Origin of the sequence: Sphingosinicella sp. CPCC 101087 (genome assembly GCF_004151485.1) — a bacterium.
Classification (GTDB): Bacteria; Pseudomonadota; Alphaproteobacteria; order Sphingomonadales; family Sphingomonadaceae; genus Allosphingosinicella.
Window position 1 is genome coordinate 484,547 of record NZ_SBFF01000001.1, and the last position, 13,313, is coordinate 497,859.

Sequence of the window (13,313 nt, forward strand, 5' to 3'; positions counted from 1 at the left end):
CCGACGCTTGATGATGGCAGGTCGAAGTCCGACATTGGAGACAAGTGGCCCGTGAATCGGTCGCGGGCCCGCAGGAGTAACCAATGCCGTCTTTTGCCCGCGAACTTGAGCAAACGCTGCACAACGCCCTCGGCGAAGCGAGCGGCCGCAGGCACGAATATGCGACCCTCGAGCACCTTCTCCTCGCCTTGACGGAGGACGTCCATGCCGGACGCGTGATGGAAGCGTGCGGCGTCAACCTGCCCGAACTGAAGGAGCAGGTTCGCCACTATCTCGACAGCGAACTGGAGGCGCTGAAGGTCGAAGGGGAGACCGACCCGTCGCCGACCAGCGGTTTCCAGCGCGTCGTCCAACGCGCCATTCTGCACGTCCAGTCTTCCGGACGCGATGAAGTGACCGGCGCCAACGTACTCGTCGCGCTCTTCTCCGAGCGCGAGAGCTATGCCGTCTACTTCCTGCAGCAGCAGGACATGAGCCGCCTCGACGCGGTCACCTATATCAGCCACGGCGTCGGCAAGGGCGACGCCGTCGCCCAGCCGCCGGAGACCAAGAGCGCCGAGGAGACCAAGCAGGAGGACGGCAAGAAGAAGCCGGAATCCGCGCTGAAGCAGTTCACGGTCAACCTCAACGAAAAGGCCAAGGAAGGGCGCGTCGACCCGCTGATCGGCCGCGGCCCCGAGGTCGACCGGACGGTCCAGATCCTTTGCCGCCGGTCCAAGAACAACCCGCTTTATGTGGGCGATCCCGGCGTCGGCAAGACCGCCATCGCGGAAGGCCTGGCCCGCAAGATCGTCGAGGGCGACGTTCCCGACGTGCTGAAGCCTGCCGTAATATACTCGCTCGACATGGGCGCCTTGCTCGCCGGGACTCGCTACCGGGGCGATTTCGAGGAAAGGCTGAAAGCGGTCGTGTCGGAGCTCGAGAAGCTTCCGCACGCCATCCTGTTCATCGACGAAATCCACACGGTGATCGGCGCCGGCGCCACGTCCGGCGGCGCGATGGACGCATCCAACCTCCTGAAGCCCGCGCTCTCCAACGGCGCGATCCGCTGCATCGGTTCGACCACCTACAAGGAGTTCCGCAACCATTTCGAGAAGGATCGGGCGCTGCTGCGGCGGTTCCAGAAGATCGACATCAACGAGCCGACGCTCGATGATACGGTCAAGATCCTGAGCGGCCTCAGGTCGGCGTTCGAGGAGCATCACGGCGTGCGCTACACGCCCGACGCCATCAAGGCGGCGGTCGAGCTCTCCGCGCGCTACATCAACGACCGCAAGCTCCCCGACAAGGCGATCGACGTGATCGACGAGGTCGGCGCGATGCAGATGCTGGTCGTGCCGTCCAAGCGCAAGAAGACGATCACCACCAAGGAGATCGAGGCGGTCATCTCGACCATCGCCCGGATACCGGCCAAGAGCGTTTCAAGCGACGACAAGAAGGCGCTGGAGCATCTCGACCGCGATCTCAAGCGGGTCGTGTTCGGCCAGAACGAGGCGATCGACCGGCTGGCATCGGCGATCAAGCTGAGCCGTGCGGGCCTGCGCGATCCCGACAAGCCGATCGGCAGCTACCTGTTCAGCGGCCCGACCGGCGTCGGCAAGACCGAGGTGGCGCGCCAGCTCGCCTCGATCATGGGGATTCCGCTCCAGCGCTTCGACATGTCGGAATATATGGAGCGTCACTCGGTCAGCCGGCTGATCGGCGCGCCTCCGGGCTATGTCGGCTACGACCAGGGAGGGCTGCTGACCGACGCCGTGGACCAGCATCCGCACAGCGTGCTGCTGCTCGACGAGATCGAGAAGGCCCATCCGGACCTGTTCAACATCCTCCTGCAGATCATGGACAACGGGCGGTTGACCGACCATCACGGCAAGACGGTCGACTTCCGAAACGTCATCCTGATCATGACCACCAATGCCGGGGCCGCCGACATGGCGAGCGAGGGTATCGGCTTCGGCAACGTCTCCAAGGAGGATGCGAGCGAAGAAGCGGTGAAGCGGATGTTCACGCCGGAATTCCGCAACCGCCTCGATGCGATCGTTCCGTTCGGTTATCTGCCGCCGGAGGTGGTGGCCCGGGTGGTCGACAAGTTCATCCTCCAGCTCGAACTGCAGCTGGCCGACCGCAACGTCCATATCGAGCTCGACGACGATGCCCGCAAATGGCTGACCGAGCGCGGTTATGACAGGCTGTACGGCGCCCGGCCTATGGGCCGGCTGGTGCAGGAGAAGATCAAGCAACCGCTGGCCGAGGAGCTGCTGTTCGGCAAGCTCGTCCATGGCGGCGAGGTGAAGGTGCGGATCAAGGACGATACCCCGACGTTCGAGGTCATCCCGGCGCCGCCCAAGGCCTCGAAGCGGAAGAAGAAGCCGGCGAGGACAAAGCCGGCCGACCAGTCGGAACAGCAGGCCTGAGACGAGGGCCCTCCCCCATGGGGGCGGGCCCTTTCTCTTTCGGGCATGGATCGGGCGAACGGCTCTCGGCGGGGGCCGGATAGGCTCGAACTTGTAACGGATACCGCCTTCGGGATGCCGGATTTCGGTCAACAGCCGGGAGCGCGAAAGGCTGATTCAAAAGCGCGTCGGCCGGCCGACGTGAAGCGCAGCACCCTGCCCTGTTCCCGCTTCAACCAATTGCGCTCGATCATCAGGTCGAGCAGCGCCGCGCCGAGTGCGCCGCCGAGATGGACGCGGCGTTCACTCCAGTCGAGGCAGGCGCGGCACAGCGGACGGCGGCCGCGGGCCAGTCGCTCGACGTCGACCCCGAATTCGGCGAGCCAGGCCGTGCCCGATCGAGTCGGCACGATCGCCTCCTCGCCCTCGACAATGCCCCTCGCACGAAGCGCTTCGAGCAGCGCCACGCCCCGCTCCCCGGCGAGATGGTCGTAGCAGATACGCGCTTGGCGAAGCGCCGGCTCGCGCGGCCCCGAACGCACCGGTGCCGGGCTCGTTCGCTGGGCGAGACCCATCAGCGCCTCCAGCGTCTCCGCCACGTCGGGCCCGGACAAACGGAAATAGCGGTGGCGGCCCTGACGCCGGACGACAACGAGTCCCGCCTCGAGCAAGCGTGCGAGGTGGCCGCTTGCGGTGGGGGCGGCTATTCCGCCGCCTTCCGCCAGCTCGCGCGCAGTCAGCGATCGGCCGTCCATCAGCAAGGTGAGCATGTTCGCCCGGGCGGGATCGCCGATCAGGGCGGCGACGGCAGCGATGCGCGGTCCATCGAGCATAGTTCGGCCGTAACCGAAGCATAGTCGCCTGGCAATCGGCTAATCGGTGCCGCAGGAGGTGCCCGCATGATTACCTGCTTCATCCATTACGAGATCGACCCCGCCGCCCAGGAAGCGTTCGCGCTTTATGCGCGGAACTGGGGCCAGGCGATTCCGCGCTGCGGTGCCGACCTGATCGGCTATTTCGGCCCGCACGAGGGATCGGCCACGACCGGCTACGGCGTCTATCAGATCGAAAGCCTCGCCGCCTACGAGGCCTATCGGGCGCGGCTGCGCGAGGACCCTCTGGCACAGGAGAATTTCGACTTTGCTCGCCGCGAGCGATTCATCCGGTCGGAGAGCCGTCTGTTCCTGAAATGCCTCTCGGCTCCGCATGCCCTGGGGCCCGACCGATGATCGCTGTCCTGTTCGAGGTTCACGCCCGCCATCCACGGCGGCGGGCCTATCTCGACCTCGCCTCAGCGCTTCGGCCCGAACTCGAGCGGATCGACGGCTTCGTCTCCGTCGAGCGTTTCCAGTCGCTCAATGACGAGGAGAAGCTGCTCTCCCTCTCCTTTTTCCGGGACGAGGCGGCCGTGGCGGCCTGGCGCAACCTGCCGCAGCATCGCCAGGCGCAGGCGCGTGGCCGCAGCGGGCTGTTCGACGACTATCGGCTGCGAATCGCGCACGTCGTTCGCGACTACGGCCTGCGAGACCGCTCGCAAGCGCCCGAGGACAGCCACCGGACGCACGACTGAGGCAGGTCGGCGCGCAAGGCGTTATTCATGCTTTGTTCCACAGCCGGAATGGGTTATTCGGATTCGGTCACAAGCGGAGAAACGCCATGTCCGACCCTCTCGTCTTCTACACCAATCCGATGTCCCGCGGCCGGATCGTCCGTTGGATGCTCGAGGAGGTCGGCGAGCCTTATGAGACGGTCGTCCTGGATTATGCGACGACGATGAAGGGATCGGACTATCTGGCGATCAACCCGATGGGGAAGGTTCCGGCCATTCGGCATGGCGACACGGTCGTCACCGAGGGCGCGGCGATCTGCGCCTATCTCGCGGACATGTTCCCGGACCGCGGCCTCGCGCCGCCGTCGAAGAGCAAATTGCGCGGACCCTATTATCGCTGGCTGTTCTTCGCGGCGGGTCCGCTCGAGGCCGCCGTCACCGCCAAGGCGCTGGGCCTGCTCGCGCCGGCCGACAAGTCGACGATGGCGGGCTATGGCACGTTCGAGGACACGATCGAAGCCCTCGAGACGGCGGTGAAGCCCGGCCCCTATATATGCGGCGACCAGTTCACCGCCGCCGACCTCTATGTCGGTTCCCATATCGGTTGGGGCATGCAGTTCGGCACGATCGAGAAGAGGCCGGCGTTCGAGGATTATGTTGCGCGCATCCACGCACGGCCCGCCGCCGCTCGCGCGGCCGAGATCGACGACGCGCTGATCCCAGAGCAGCAGCCGGCCAATCCGCAGCCCGCGGCCTGAGACGCGCCCTTACCCGTCCGCCTCGGGAGTGGGAGAGGCAGCAGAGACTCGCACGAACGCCACTTCCTGAGGGAGAGGGAGAGACCCGCCGCTGCGAGCGGGTGGACGATGGCGTCCCGCGCTGAGCTGCGCCGACCCGGCCGCCGACGAGGATTTTCTTGTCAGCGCTCATGGCGCGGGTTCCCGCCGGTCGCGCTCGATGTCCGCCCCCCCGGACTGGACGGCAGGAGCCAAGCCGGACTCCCACTTCTCCTCATGGACCGCTAGTCATCGGTGCCGTTGAGGGAGAGGAGTCCATGATTCGTGCTGCCATCGTCGCGCTCTACGACCGCTTCACTCATGAGGGGATGGATCGGCGCGAGTTCATGTCGGAACTGACCCGCATCGCCGGGGGCGCCGCCGCGGCGGGCGTCGCTTTGTCGAGCATCGCCTGCCAAGCCGCCGAGCCGCTGGTGCCGGAGAGCGACGCGAGGATCCGCACGCAACCGCTGGAATGGGAAGTGGCGCCTGGCCGGGTCTATCGCGGCTACAATGCCGCCCCTGCCGATGCCGCGCCCAACCTTCCGGTCGTGTTTGTCATCCACGAGAATCGTGGGCTGAACGAGCATATAAAGGATGTGGCACGCCGGCTTGCGATTGCCGGCTATTCGGCCGTCGCCCCGGATTTTCTGAGCCTGGCCGGCGGCACGCCGGCCGACGAGGACCGAGCCCGCGAGATGATCGGGCAGCTCGATATGGCGCAGACCGTCGCCGACGGTGCCACGATGATCCGCTATCTCACGACGCCGGAGAGCGGCGCGCGCAAGGTCGGAGCGATCGGCTTCTGCTGGGGCGGCGGGCTGGTGAATCGGCTGGCGGTGACCGCGGGCGCCTCGCTGAGCGCCGCCGTGCCCTTCTACGGTCCGGCGCCGAATCCGGCCGAAGCGGCACAGGTGCAGGCGCCGATGCTGATCATCCTGGCCGGGCGCGACGAGCGGGTGAACCAGACCGCGTTGCCCTGGGCGGAGGCGCTGCGCGCGGCCGGCAAGGACGCTCGGGCGATCACCTATCCCGACGTCGACCACGCCTTCCACAACGACACGTCGGAGATGCGCTACGATCGCGGCGCGGCCGAGCAGGCCTGGGCGGCGACGCTCGAATTCCTCGGCCGCCATCTCCAGCCGAGCCAGGCCGGCCGAGGAGCCACGGGCTGAATTGCCCGCACCCCATATGAAAAGGGCCCGGCGTCGCCGCCGGGCCCTTTCCTTGTCGTTTCAGCCTTCGCTATTCGCGGCTGCCCATGAACTGGAGCAGGAAGGTGAACATGTTGATGAAGTCGAGATAGAGCGACAGGGCGCCCATGATCGCCGCCTTCCCGATCATGTCGGTGCCCGCCACCTGGAAGTAGAGGCTCTTGATCCGCTGCGTATCGTAAGCGGTCAGGCCGGCGAACAGCAGCACGCCGATGAAGCTCACGACATAGTGCATCACGGGCGACTGCAGGAACAGGTTGATGACCATCGCCACCAGCAAGCCGATCACGCCCATGATAAGGAAGGTGCCGAAGGCCGAAAGGTCGCGCTTCGTCGTATAGCCGTAAAGGCTGAGGCCGAGGAAGGCGACGGCCGTCGCGAAGAAGGTCTGCGCGATCGAGGCCCCGGTGAAGACCAGGAAGATCGAGGACAGCGACAGGCCCATCACGGTGGCGAACAGCCAATAAAGCAGCTGAGTAGTTCCAGTCGACATGCGGTGCACGCCGAAGCTCAGCGCCATGACGAAAGCCAGCGGCGAGAACATGATGATATATTTCAGCAAGCCCGGACCCATGAGGATCTGCGCGGCCATGCCGCTGCTCGCGAAGAGCAACGCGACGATGCCCGTCCAGAGGACGCCGGACGCCATGTAGTTGTAGACCGACAGCATATGCGCCCGAAGGCCTGCGTCGAACGCAACCTCGGCACGGCCGGCCGTTGTGGCCGGCGAGGCGCTGCCGATCCGCGGGTCAGACCAGTTGGCCATGATTCAAATCTCCCTTTCCGGCAAAAAATCCGCCGTACGCTCCTCAATATCGTGAGAAACGCCCTCGCTTTCAAGCAAAACCGGAATGGCGAGGCCCGGATGATCGCGATCGAGAGCTTTGCTACAAGGCACGCATGCACCGCCTGTTCGTCGCGATCCGACCACCCCACTTCGTGCGGAGCTTGCTGCTCGGCAGCATGGGCGGCATCAGCGGGGCGCGCTGGCAGACCGACGACCAGATCCACCTGACGCTTCGGTTCATCGGCGAGGTCGACCGTCATCGCGCCGGCGACATCCATGCCGCGCTCGGCGGCATCCACCATCCGCGCTTCGAGATCGCCCTCAATGGCCTCGGCACCTTCGACCGGCGCGGTCTTCCGGAAACGGTGTGGGCGGGGGTAAGCCCGCATGAGCCGCTCAAGGCGCTGCACAAGAAAGTCGACCAGGCGCTCGCGCGGGTCGGGGTCGAGCCGGAGCAGCGTGCCTATCTGCCCCACATCACGCTTGCCCGGCTGAAACGTTCGTCGGGAACGGTGCGGAACCTGCTCGAGCAATGGGGCGGCCTGAGCAGCCCACCTTTTCCAGTCGACCGCTTCTCCTTGTTCGAGAGCCAGCTCACGCCGGAAGGCGCCGTCTATACGCCGATCGAGAATTATCCGCTGACGCCCTCGCCCTCCCGCCTGGCCGCCACGGACGCATCCCTTCCGCTGCCCTGAGGGGGAGAGGGCGTCGGAAGGCCGGGTCCGAGGCCCTCTCCCGTTCGCGAGGCCTCCTCGCGGGAACCTAGACGCCGACCGCGTCGAGGAGCCGGTCGACCATGGGCGCATAGCCGGCGCCGAACAGGCGCAGGTGCACCAGCGCGGGGAAGAGCTGATAGACCGGACGGCGCTCGCGCCAGCCGGGCTCGAGAGCACCGTAAGCGGACCAGAACGTATCGGGCGGGCTGTCGAACAAGGTAAGCATCGCCAGATCGACTTCGGCATCACCATGGTAACAAGCCGGGTCGATCAGCGCGGCCAGCCGTCCCCCGGCGACCAGGATGTTGCCGCTCCACAGGTCGCCGTGAAGAAGCGACGCCGGCGGACGGTCGGGCAACAGGTCCCGGAGCCGACGCACCAGCCCCGCCACGCGGTCGCGAAGCGGCCGGTCGAGCAAAGCGGCTGTCGCGGCAAGCCGCTGCTCTCCCCAAAAGGCAGGCCAATCCGCACTTCGCCGATTGTCGAGCTGGACCGTGCCGAGCGCATAGTCGACCGGCCAGCCAAATTGATCGGCGAGGCTGGAATGCAGCCGCTTCAAGCCGGCGCCGATGTCAGCCCAGCTCCTCGCGCTGAACAGGCCGTCATGGACGATCCGCTCGATAAGCAGCACGCCGCCATGCTCCGCCTCGACCGCGGGCGTCGGCAGGCCGGCGGCCGCAAGCGCTCGCAGCATCGCCGCCTCGGTCGCGACCGCAGGGCCGCCCTTCGCAACGCTTTCGCGGCCATCGTCCCGAACGACGAGAAGGACCTGGGAGAGATCGCCTCCCGCCAGGCGCCCGAGCCGATCCTCCGGAACGCCGGTCAGATCGGCTACGCGGCGGGAGAAAGCGGTCATGCCTCGTCTTGCGCCGATCGTCGGATCGCGCCGGCGAGCGCCGCCGCGGCGTTCGTCACTTCGCGCCAAGTCGCGTCGAAATGGCTGTCGTCGCCATGATAGGGATCGGCCACCGGCTGACCCTCCCGTCCGGGAACATGATCCATCAGCAGCGACAAGCGGGCGCGCGCGCCCTCCGGACGGAGCGCGGCCAGGGCAGCGAGATTGTCGCGGTCGAGCGCGACGATATGGTCGAAGCGGTGAAAGTCCTCCATGCCCACTCGGCGAGCGCGCAAATGGGCGATGTCGAACCCGTTACGGCGCGCCACCGCGATCGCGCGAGGATCGGGCGGTTGCCCGACGTGCCAATCGCCGGTTCCCGCCGAATCCACTTCGACATCGAGGCGGAGTCGATCGGCCTCTGCCCTGAACGCCGCCTCGGCGAGCGGCGAGCGGCAGATATTTCCCAGGCAGACGAACAGGACGGCTTGGACCATATCGAGATTCCCGAGCTGCGGGCCGCCTGAATGGCGTGTTTGCCAAAGAGAACCCTGCTCTGCTAGCCAGAGGGCAGAAAAGCTCACGGGAGGGTCGAGGGTTCCCTGATGGCGTCGATCGCTGACGAAACCGCCCCGGCCGCCCCCAGGCCGCGTGTCGGGGCCTATGCCTGGTACGCCCTGTTTGTCCTGGTGCTGGTCTATGTCATCAACTTCATCGACCGGCAGATCCTTTCCATCCTCGTCGGGGACATAAAGGCCGATCTCGGCGTCTCCGACGCGCAGATCGGCTTCCTCTACGGCACCGCCTTCGCGGTCTTCTACGCCCTCTTCGGCATACCGCTCGGCCGGCTCGCAGACAGCTGGTACCGGGGCCGGCTGATGGCGATGGGGCTGGCGCTGTGGTCGTCGATGACGGCCTTCTCCGGCTTCGCCAATTCGTTCGGAATGCTGGCCGCGGCGCGGATCGGCGTGGGCATCGGCGAGGCGAGCGCCTCGCCCGCGGCCTATTCGATGATCTCGGACAGCTTCCCCAAGGAGAGGCGGGCGACGGCCTTGTCCATCTATTCGAGCGGCCTCTACATCGGTGGCGCGCTCAGCCTCCCGATCGGCGGGCTGGTCGTCAGCCGATGGAACGCCGCCTGGCCCGATACGGCAGCAGCGCCGCTCGGGCTCGCCGGCTGGCAGGCCGCCTTCCTGGCTGTCGGCCTGCCCGGACTTCTGCTCGCGCTATGGGTACTGACGCTGCGCGAGCCGCTGCGCGGCGCGTCGGAAGGACTGCCGCAGCCGGTGGTGCGGCCCAACGCCTGGCGCGACTTCGGCCGCGAGCTGGCGGCGATTCTGCCTCCACTGACGCTCATCACGGTCAGCCGAATCCCGGGCGCGCTGCGCGTCAACCTGCTCGCGCTCGGCATCGTCCTGCTCGCCGGTTACGGCCTCTATCGGCTGACCGGCGATGCGCCGCAATGGGCGGCCTACGGGCTTGGAATCTACGCGATCTTCTCCTGGATCCAGTCGCTCCGCCACCGCGATCCTCCCGTATACCGCCTGATCTGGGGATCCCCGGTCGTGGTCCTCCTGGCGATAGCCTTCGGCAGCATCTCCTTCGTCACCTACGCGACGAGCTTCTGGATCCCGCCTTATGTCGAGCTGCGCTTCTACGGCGGCGGCGAGGTCCCGGCCCGCTTTCTCGGCGGATTGACGGCCAAGGAGGAGGTCGGCTTCATCATCGGCTGGTCTGCCGCCGTTTCCGCCGCATTCGGGGTCATTCTCGGCGGCTATCTCTCCGATCTGTGGCGGCAGCGCGATCCGCGCGGGCGACTCTTCGTCAACATGCTTTCGGTCCTGCTGCCCATCCCGCTCGTGGCCTTCATGCTCACCACGGACAATCTGACCGCCTTCTACTGGGTCAATCCGATCGCCCATATGTTCGCGTCCGCCTGGGTCGGCGCGGCGGTCGCGACCCTCCAGGACCTGGTGCTGCCGCGCATGCGCGCAACCGCGGGGGCCACCTACATCTTGGGAACGACCATGATCGGGCTCGCCCTCGGCCCCTATTATGCCGGCAAGATGTCGGTGCTCACCGGCAGTCTGCCGATGGGCATTGCGGCCCTCTACCTGATGCCCCCCCTCACCTTGCTGGCGCTATGGATCGGCTCCCGCCACATCGCCCGCCTCGAAGCCACCAAGGTGGAAAGAGCTCGGGCGGAAGGGGAGCCGATCTAGGCCTGCATTCCCCGTTCGACCGGGCCTCTCCGTCAGTGTCGTGGGCGATCAGCCGATCATGCCTTCATCTGGCCCTCTGCCAGCTGGACGACCCCGACCACCGGTTGCGGCAAGGCCGGCTTGCCGACCCCCTGCCACCTGAAGCCGGCAGCGATGACGTCCTCGGCCCGGTAGACATTGCGCAGATCGATGAGCACAGGATCGGCCATCGTCCTGGCGAGCCGCTTGAGATCGAGCGCGCGAAGCACGTCCCATTCGGTCACCAGGACGACCGCGTCGGCGCCTTCTGCCGCCGCATAGGGATCGGCGGTAAGCTCCACATTGGGCATGAGCGGCGCCGCTTGCTCCCTGGCCTCGGGATCATAGCCGCGCACCTTCACGCCGGCATCCTCGAGCGCCTGGACGATGCTGATCGACGGCGCATCGCGCATGTCGTCCGTATTGGGCTTGAAGGCCAGGCCGAGCAAAGCGACCGTCTTGCCGCGCGGCTCGTCGCCGAGCGCTCGGATCACCTTGCGGCCCATCGCCCGCTTGCGGGCATCGTTTACCTTGACCACCGCCTCGACGATTCTCAGGGGAGCCTGATTGTCCTCGGCCGTCTTGAGCAGGGCCAGGGTGTCCTTCGGGAAGCAGGACCCGCCATAGCCGGGACCGGCGTGGAGGAACTTCGAGCCAATGCGGCCGTCGAGGCCGATGCCGCGGGACACGTCCTGGACATCCGCGCCGACCACCTCGCACAGATCGGCGATCTCGTTGATGAAGGTGATCTTCGTCGCCAGGAAGGCATTGGCGGCATATTTGATCAATTCGGCCGTCCGGCGCGCCGTGAACAGCAAGGGCGCCTTGTTGAGATAGAGCGGGCGATAGATTTCGCGCATCACCTCGGCCGCCGGCTCCTCCTCGGCACCGACGACGATCCTGTCGGGATGCTTGAAATCCTCGATGGCGGCGCCTTCACGCAGAAATTCGGGATTGGAAACGACCCAGGTCCGGATGCCGGGTGCGGCCTCCCGGACGATCCGCTCGACCTCGTCGCCGGTGCCCACCGGCACCGTGGACTTGGTCACGATGACGGCCGGTCCCGTCAGCGCCTCGGCAATCTCGCGCGCAGCGCTATAGACATAGCTGAGGTCGGCATGGCCGTCGCCGCGACGCGAGGGCGTGCCCACGGCGATGAAGATGGCGTCCGCGCCATCCACCCCGCGGGCCAGATCGGTCGTGAAGCTCAGTCGACCCCCTTCGACATTGCGGGCGACGAGCTGGTCCAGGCCCGGCTCGTAGATCGGCATCACGCCTCTTTCGAGAGCCTCGATCTTGCGAGCGTCCTTGTCGACGCAGACCACCTGGTGACCGAAGTCGGAGAAGCAGGCGCCAGAGACCAGCCCGACATAGCCGGTCCCGATGATTGCGATATGCATCTTGTCTCCTCGAAAGGCTGGGTTGCGACCGCTTCACCGCGGCAGCGGTCCGTATGGGTTGAAGCTGCCTCGCCGCGCCTAATCGGGTGATGGAGGCAAGGCAATAAAAAGGGAGCCGGCCCAAAGGACCGGCTCCCGATTTTGACACGGTCCGCCGCTTGTGCGGCGGGAACCCTTCTTACCAGCCGGAGCCGGGGCCGAAGGTGATCTCCACGCGCCGGTTCTGCGGCTCGCGGACACCGTCTGCAGTCTCGACCAGCGGACGGCTCTCGCCGAACGCTTCGGTGGTCATCACACCGTCCGGAACACCGCGACCGGCCAGATAGGCACGGGCGTTGTCGGCGCGGCGCTGGGACAGACCGACGTTGTAGTCGGCCGGACCAGACCGGTCGGCGTGACCGGCAATGACGACGCGGGCCTGACCGCACTGCTGATACTGCGCAGCCGCATTGTCGAGGATCGCCGCAGCCTGCGGAGTGATCTCGTCCCGATCCCAATCGAAGAACACGATGTACGGCCCAGGCGCACACACCGGCGGCGGAGGCGGCGGCGGAGGCGGCGGGGGCGGCGGGGGCGGAGGCGGCGGAGGCGGCGGGGGCGGCGGCGGAGGAGGCGCGCCAAAGTTGAAGGTGATGCCGCCGAGGATGCTGTGCGACCGGAACCGCGTCTCGGACTCGAGACCGCGGAAATCCACGGTGTTGACGTCCGGAACGTTGAAGAAACGATAGCGCAGCGTCACGTCGATATTGTCCGTGACCGCCTGGCGAACGCCGGCAACGAGCTGCCACGCGAAGCGCGTGTCGGAATCGTCGACGAACGCACCCTGGTTCGCGAAGGCGCGAATGTTATTGTAGTCGACGCGAGCGACACCTGCACCACCGCCGACGAAGCCGGAAATGCCTTCATCGTCGCCGAAGTCGAGCATACCGTTGACCATGAAGCTCAGCGCGCTGGTGCGACCGCCGCCAGCTTCGAGGACCGTCTGCGGCACGGCGCCGGGTCCACCGGCCATGCCGGGAAGTCCGATGACCGTCTCGATCTCGTCGACGCGAGCACGCTTGTAGGCAACTTCGGCCTCGAGCCGGAAAGTGCCCAGATCATAGCCGACGAAGAGGGCTCCGTCGAAGCCGTAATCGTGATCGACCTCGACCTGGAAGTCTCCTCCGGGAACGGTTGGGTCCTGACCGAAGTCGAAACCGGCGTCCTCAACGATCATCGCACCGAAATCGCCGCCGACATACCAGGCGCCGTTGCGCGCCAGTGCCGGAGTGGCGAGCACAGTGGACGACAGCGCCACAACAATGGCGAGCTTCCGCATAATATTCCCCTTTCTTCTGCGTCCCGAGCGGGAACGACGCGAACTCCTTACGGTAACCGGAGTTTACGTGCAAGCACGCTTAGCC

At 66.4% G+C, this 13,313-nt stretch carries 13 protein-coding genes; 7 read left to right on the forward strand and 6 right to left on the reverse strand.

The window, feature by feature from the left end; translation table 11 throughout:
* Positions 1-83: 83 nt before the first annotated feature.
* Positions 84-2,414, forward strand: coding sequence for an ATP-dependent Clp protease ATP-binding subunit ClpA (gene clpA, locus EKM57_RS02305; protein ID WP_129790820.1), 2,331 nt, complete (start codon positions 84-86; stop codon positions 2,412-2,414).
* 128 nt (positions 2,415-2,542) lie between these two features.
* On the opposite strand, the gene EKM57_RS02310 is transcribed toward clpA, so the two are convergent.
* Positions 2,543-3,226, reverse strand: a complete 684-nt coding sequence (locus EKM57_RS02310; RefSeq protein ID WP_129790821.1) for a helix-turn-helix transcriptional regulator — start codon at positions 3,224-3,226, stop codon at positions 2,543-2,545.
* A 66-nt stretch (positions 3,227-3,292) separates the two neighbouring features.
* On the opposite strand from EKM57_RS02310, the gene EKM57_RS02315 reads away from it, so the two are divergent.
* The 4 genes from EKM57_RS02315 (at position 3,293) to EKM57_RS02330 (ending at position 5,893) form a co-directional block, all read left to right on the forward strand.
* The gene (locus EKM57_RS02315; protein WP_129790822.1) at positions 3,293-3,622 is read left to right on the forward strand and encodes an NIPSNAP family protein; all 330 of its coding nucleotides are present in this window, start codon (positions 3,293-3,295) and stop codon (positions 3,620-3,622) included.
* Positions 3,619-3,963, forward strand: coding sequence for an antibiotic biosynthesis monooxygenase (locus EKM57_RS02320; protein WP_129790823.1), 345 nt, complete (start codon positions 3,619-3,621; stop codon positions 3,961-3,963). Before EKM57_RS02315 ends, EKM57_RS02320 begins: the two co-directional genes overlap by 4 nt.
* Before the next feature lie 86 nt (positions 3,964-4,049).
* Entirely contained in the window at positions 4,050-4,700 is a 651-nt protein-coding gene (locus EKM57_RS02325; RefSeq protein WP_129790824.1) for a glutathione S-transferase family protein, read from the forward strand.
* 296 nt (positions 4,701-4,996) lie between these two features.
* A complete protein-coding gene (locus tag EKM57_RS02330) occupies positions 4,997-5,893 on the forward strand; it encodes a dienelactone hydrolase family protein (RefSeq protein ID WP_129790825.1) in 897 nt (298 codons plus the stop codon).
* Positions 5,894-5,963: 70 nt separating this feature from the next.
* Here the strand turns inward: EKM57_RS02330 and EKM57_RS02335 are convergent, their stop codons facing one another.
* The gene (locus EKM57_RS02335) at positions 5,964-6,698 is read right to left on the reverse strand and encodes a Bax inhibitor-1/YccA family protein (RefSeq protein WP_129790826.1); all 735 of its coding nucleotides are present in this window, start codon (positions 6,696-6,698) and stop codon (positions 5,964-5,966) included.
* 134 nt (positions 6,699-6,832) lie between these two features.
* On the opposite strand from EKM57_RS02335, the gene thpR reads away from it, so the two are divergent.
* Positions 6,833-7,414 (forward strand): RNA 2',3'-cyclic phosphodiesterase, encoded by a 582-nt coding sequence (thpR, locus tag EKM57_RS02340; protein WP_129790827.1) that lies wholly within the window; start codon positions 6,833-6,835, stop codon positions 7,412-7,414.
* Between the two features lie 67 nt (positions 7,415-7,481).
* Here the strand turns inward: thpR and EKM57_RS02345 are convergent, their stop codons facing one another.
* Together EKM57_RS02345 and EKM57_RS02350 are read right to left on the reverse strand one after the other, a co-directional pair.
* A complete protein-coding gene (locus EKM57_RS02345; protein ID WP_129790828.1) occupies positions 7,482-8,291 on the reverse strand; it encodes a fructosamine kinase family protein in 810 nt (269 codons plus the stop codon).
* The gene (locus tag EKM57_RS02350; RefSeq protein WP_129790829.1) at positions 8,288-8,767 is read right to left on the reverse strand and encodes a low molecular weight protein-tyrosine-phosphatase; all 480 of its coding nucleotides are present in this window, start codon (positions 8,765-8,767) and stop codon (positions 8,288-8,290) included. The genes EKM57_RS02345 and EKM57_RS02350 overlap by 4 nt, the downstream gene beginning before the upstream one ends.
* A gap of 108 nt (positions 8,768-8,875) precedes the next feature.
* Here EKM57_RS02350 and EKM57_RS02355 point away from each other — a divergent pair, with 108 nt between their 5' ends.
* Positions 8,876-10,492 carry an MFS transporter gene (locus EKM57_RS02355; RefSeq protein ID WP_129790830.1) on the forward strand — a complete coding sequence of 539 codons (1,617 nt, stop codon included), beginning with the start codon at positions 8,876-8,878 and terminating at the stop codon, positions 10,490-10,492.
* Between the two features lie 56 nt (positions 10,493-10,548).
* Here EKM57_RS02355 and EKM57_RS02360 read toward each other — a convergent pair whose 3' ends face one another.
* Both EKM57_RS02360 and EKM57_RS02365 read right to left on the reverse strand, forming a co-directional pair.
* Positions 10,549-11,910, reverse strand: a complete 1,362-nt coding sequence (locus EKM57_RS02360; protein WP_129790831.1) for a UDP-glucose/GDP-mannose dehydrogenase family protein — start codon at positions 11,908-11,910, stop codon at positions 10,549-10,551.
* A gap of 178 nt (positions 11,911-12,088) precedes the next feature.
* Entirely contained in the window at positions 12,089-13,228 is a 1,140-nt protein-coding gene (locus EKM57_RS02365) for an OmpA family protein (protein ID WP_129790832.1), read from the reverse strand.
* Between the last annotated feature and the right edge of the window lie 85 nt (positions 13,229-13,313).

Excerpts from the sequence above, each read along its gene's own strand:
- clpA (WP_129790820.1), top strand. The coding sequence starts at position 84 with ATGCCGTCTTTTGCCCGCGAACTTGAGCAAACGCTGCACAACGCCCTC.
- EKM57_RS02310 (WP_129790821.1), bottom strand. The coding sequence starts at position 3,226 with ATGCTCGATGGACCGCGCATCGCTGCCGTCGCCGCCCTGATCGGCGAT.
- EKM57_RS02315 (WP_129790822.1), top strand. The coding sequence starts at position 3,293 with ATGATTACCTGCTTCATCCATTACGAGATCGACCCCGCCGCCCAGGAA.
- EKM57_RS02320 (WP_129790823.1), top strand. The coding sequence starts at position 3,619 with ATGATCGCTGTCCTGTTCGAGGTTCACGCCCGCCATCCACGGCGGCGG.
- EKM57_RS02325 (WP_129790824.1), top strand. The coding sequence starts at position 4,050 with ATGTCCGACCCTCTCGTCTTCTACACCAATCCGATGTCCCGCGGCCGG.
- EKM57_RS02330 (WP_129790825.1), top strand. The coding sequence starts at position 4,997 with ATGATTCGTGCTGCCATCGTCGCGCTCTACGACCGCTTCACTCATGAG.
- EKM57_RS02335 (WP_129790826.1), bottom strand. The coding sequence starts at position 6,698 with ATGGCCAACTGGTCTGACCCGCGGATCGGCAGCGCCTCGCCGGCCACA.
- thpR (WP_129790827.1), top strand. The coding sequence starts at position 6,833 with ATGCACCGCCTGTTCGTCGCGATCCGACCACCCCACTTCGTGCGGAGC.
- EKM57_RS02345 (WP_129790828.1), bottom strand. The coding sequence starts at position 8,291 with ATGACCGCTTTCTCCCGCCGCGTAGCCGATCTGACCGGCGTTCCGGAG.
- EKM57_RS02350 (WP_129790829.1), bottom strand. The coding sequence starts at position 8,767 with ATGGTCCAAGCCGTCCTGTTCGTCTGCCTGGGAAATATCTGCCGCTCG.
- EKM57_RS02355 (WP_129790830.1), top strand. The coding sequence starts at position 8,876 with ATGGCGTCGATCGCTGACGAAACCGCCCCGGCCGCCCCCAGGCCGCGT.
- EKM57_RS02360 (WP_129790831.1), bottom strand. The coding sequence starts at position 11,910 with ATGCATATCGCAATCATCGGGACCGGCTATGTCGGGCTGGTCTCTGGC.
- EKM57_RS02365 (WP_129790832.1), bottom strand. The coding sequence starts at position 13,228 with ATGCGGAAGCTCGCCATTGTTGTGGCGCTGTCGTCCACTGTGCTCGCC.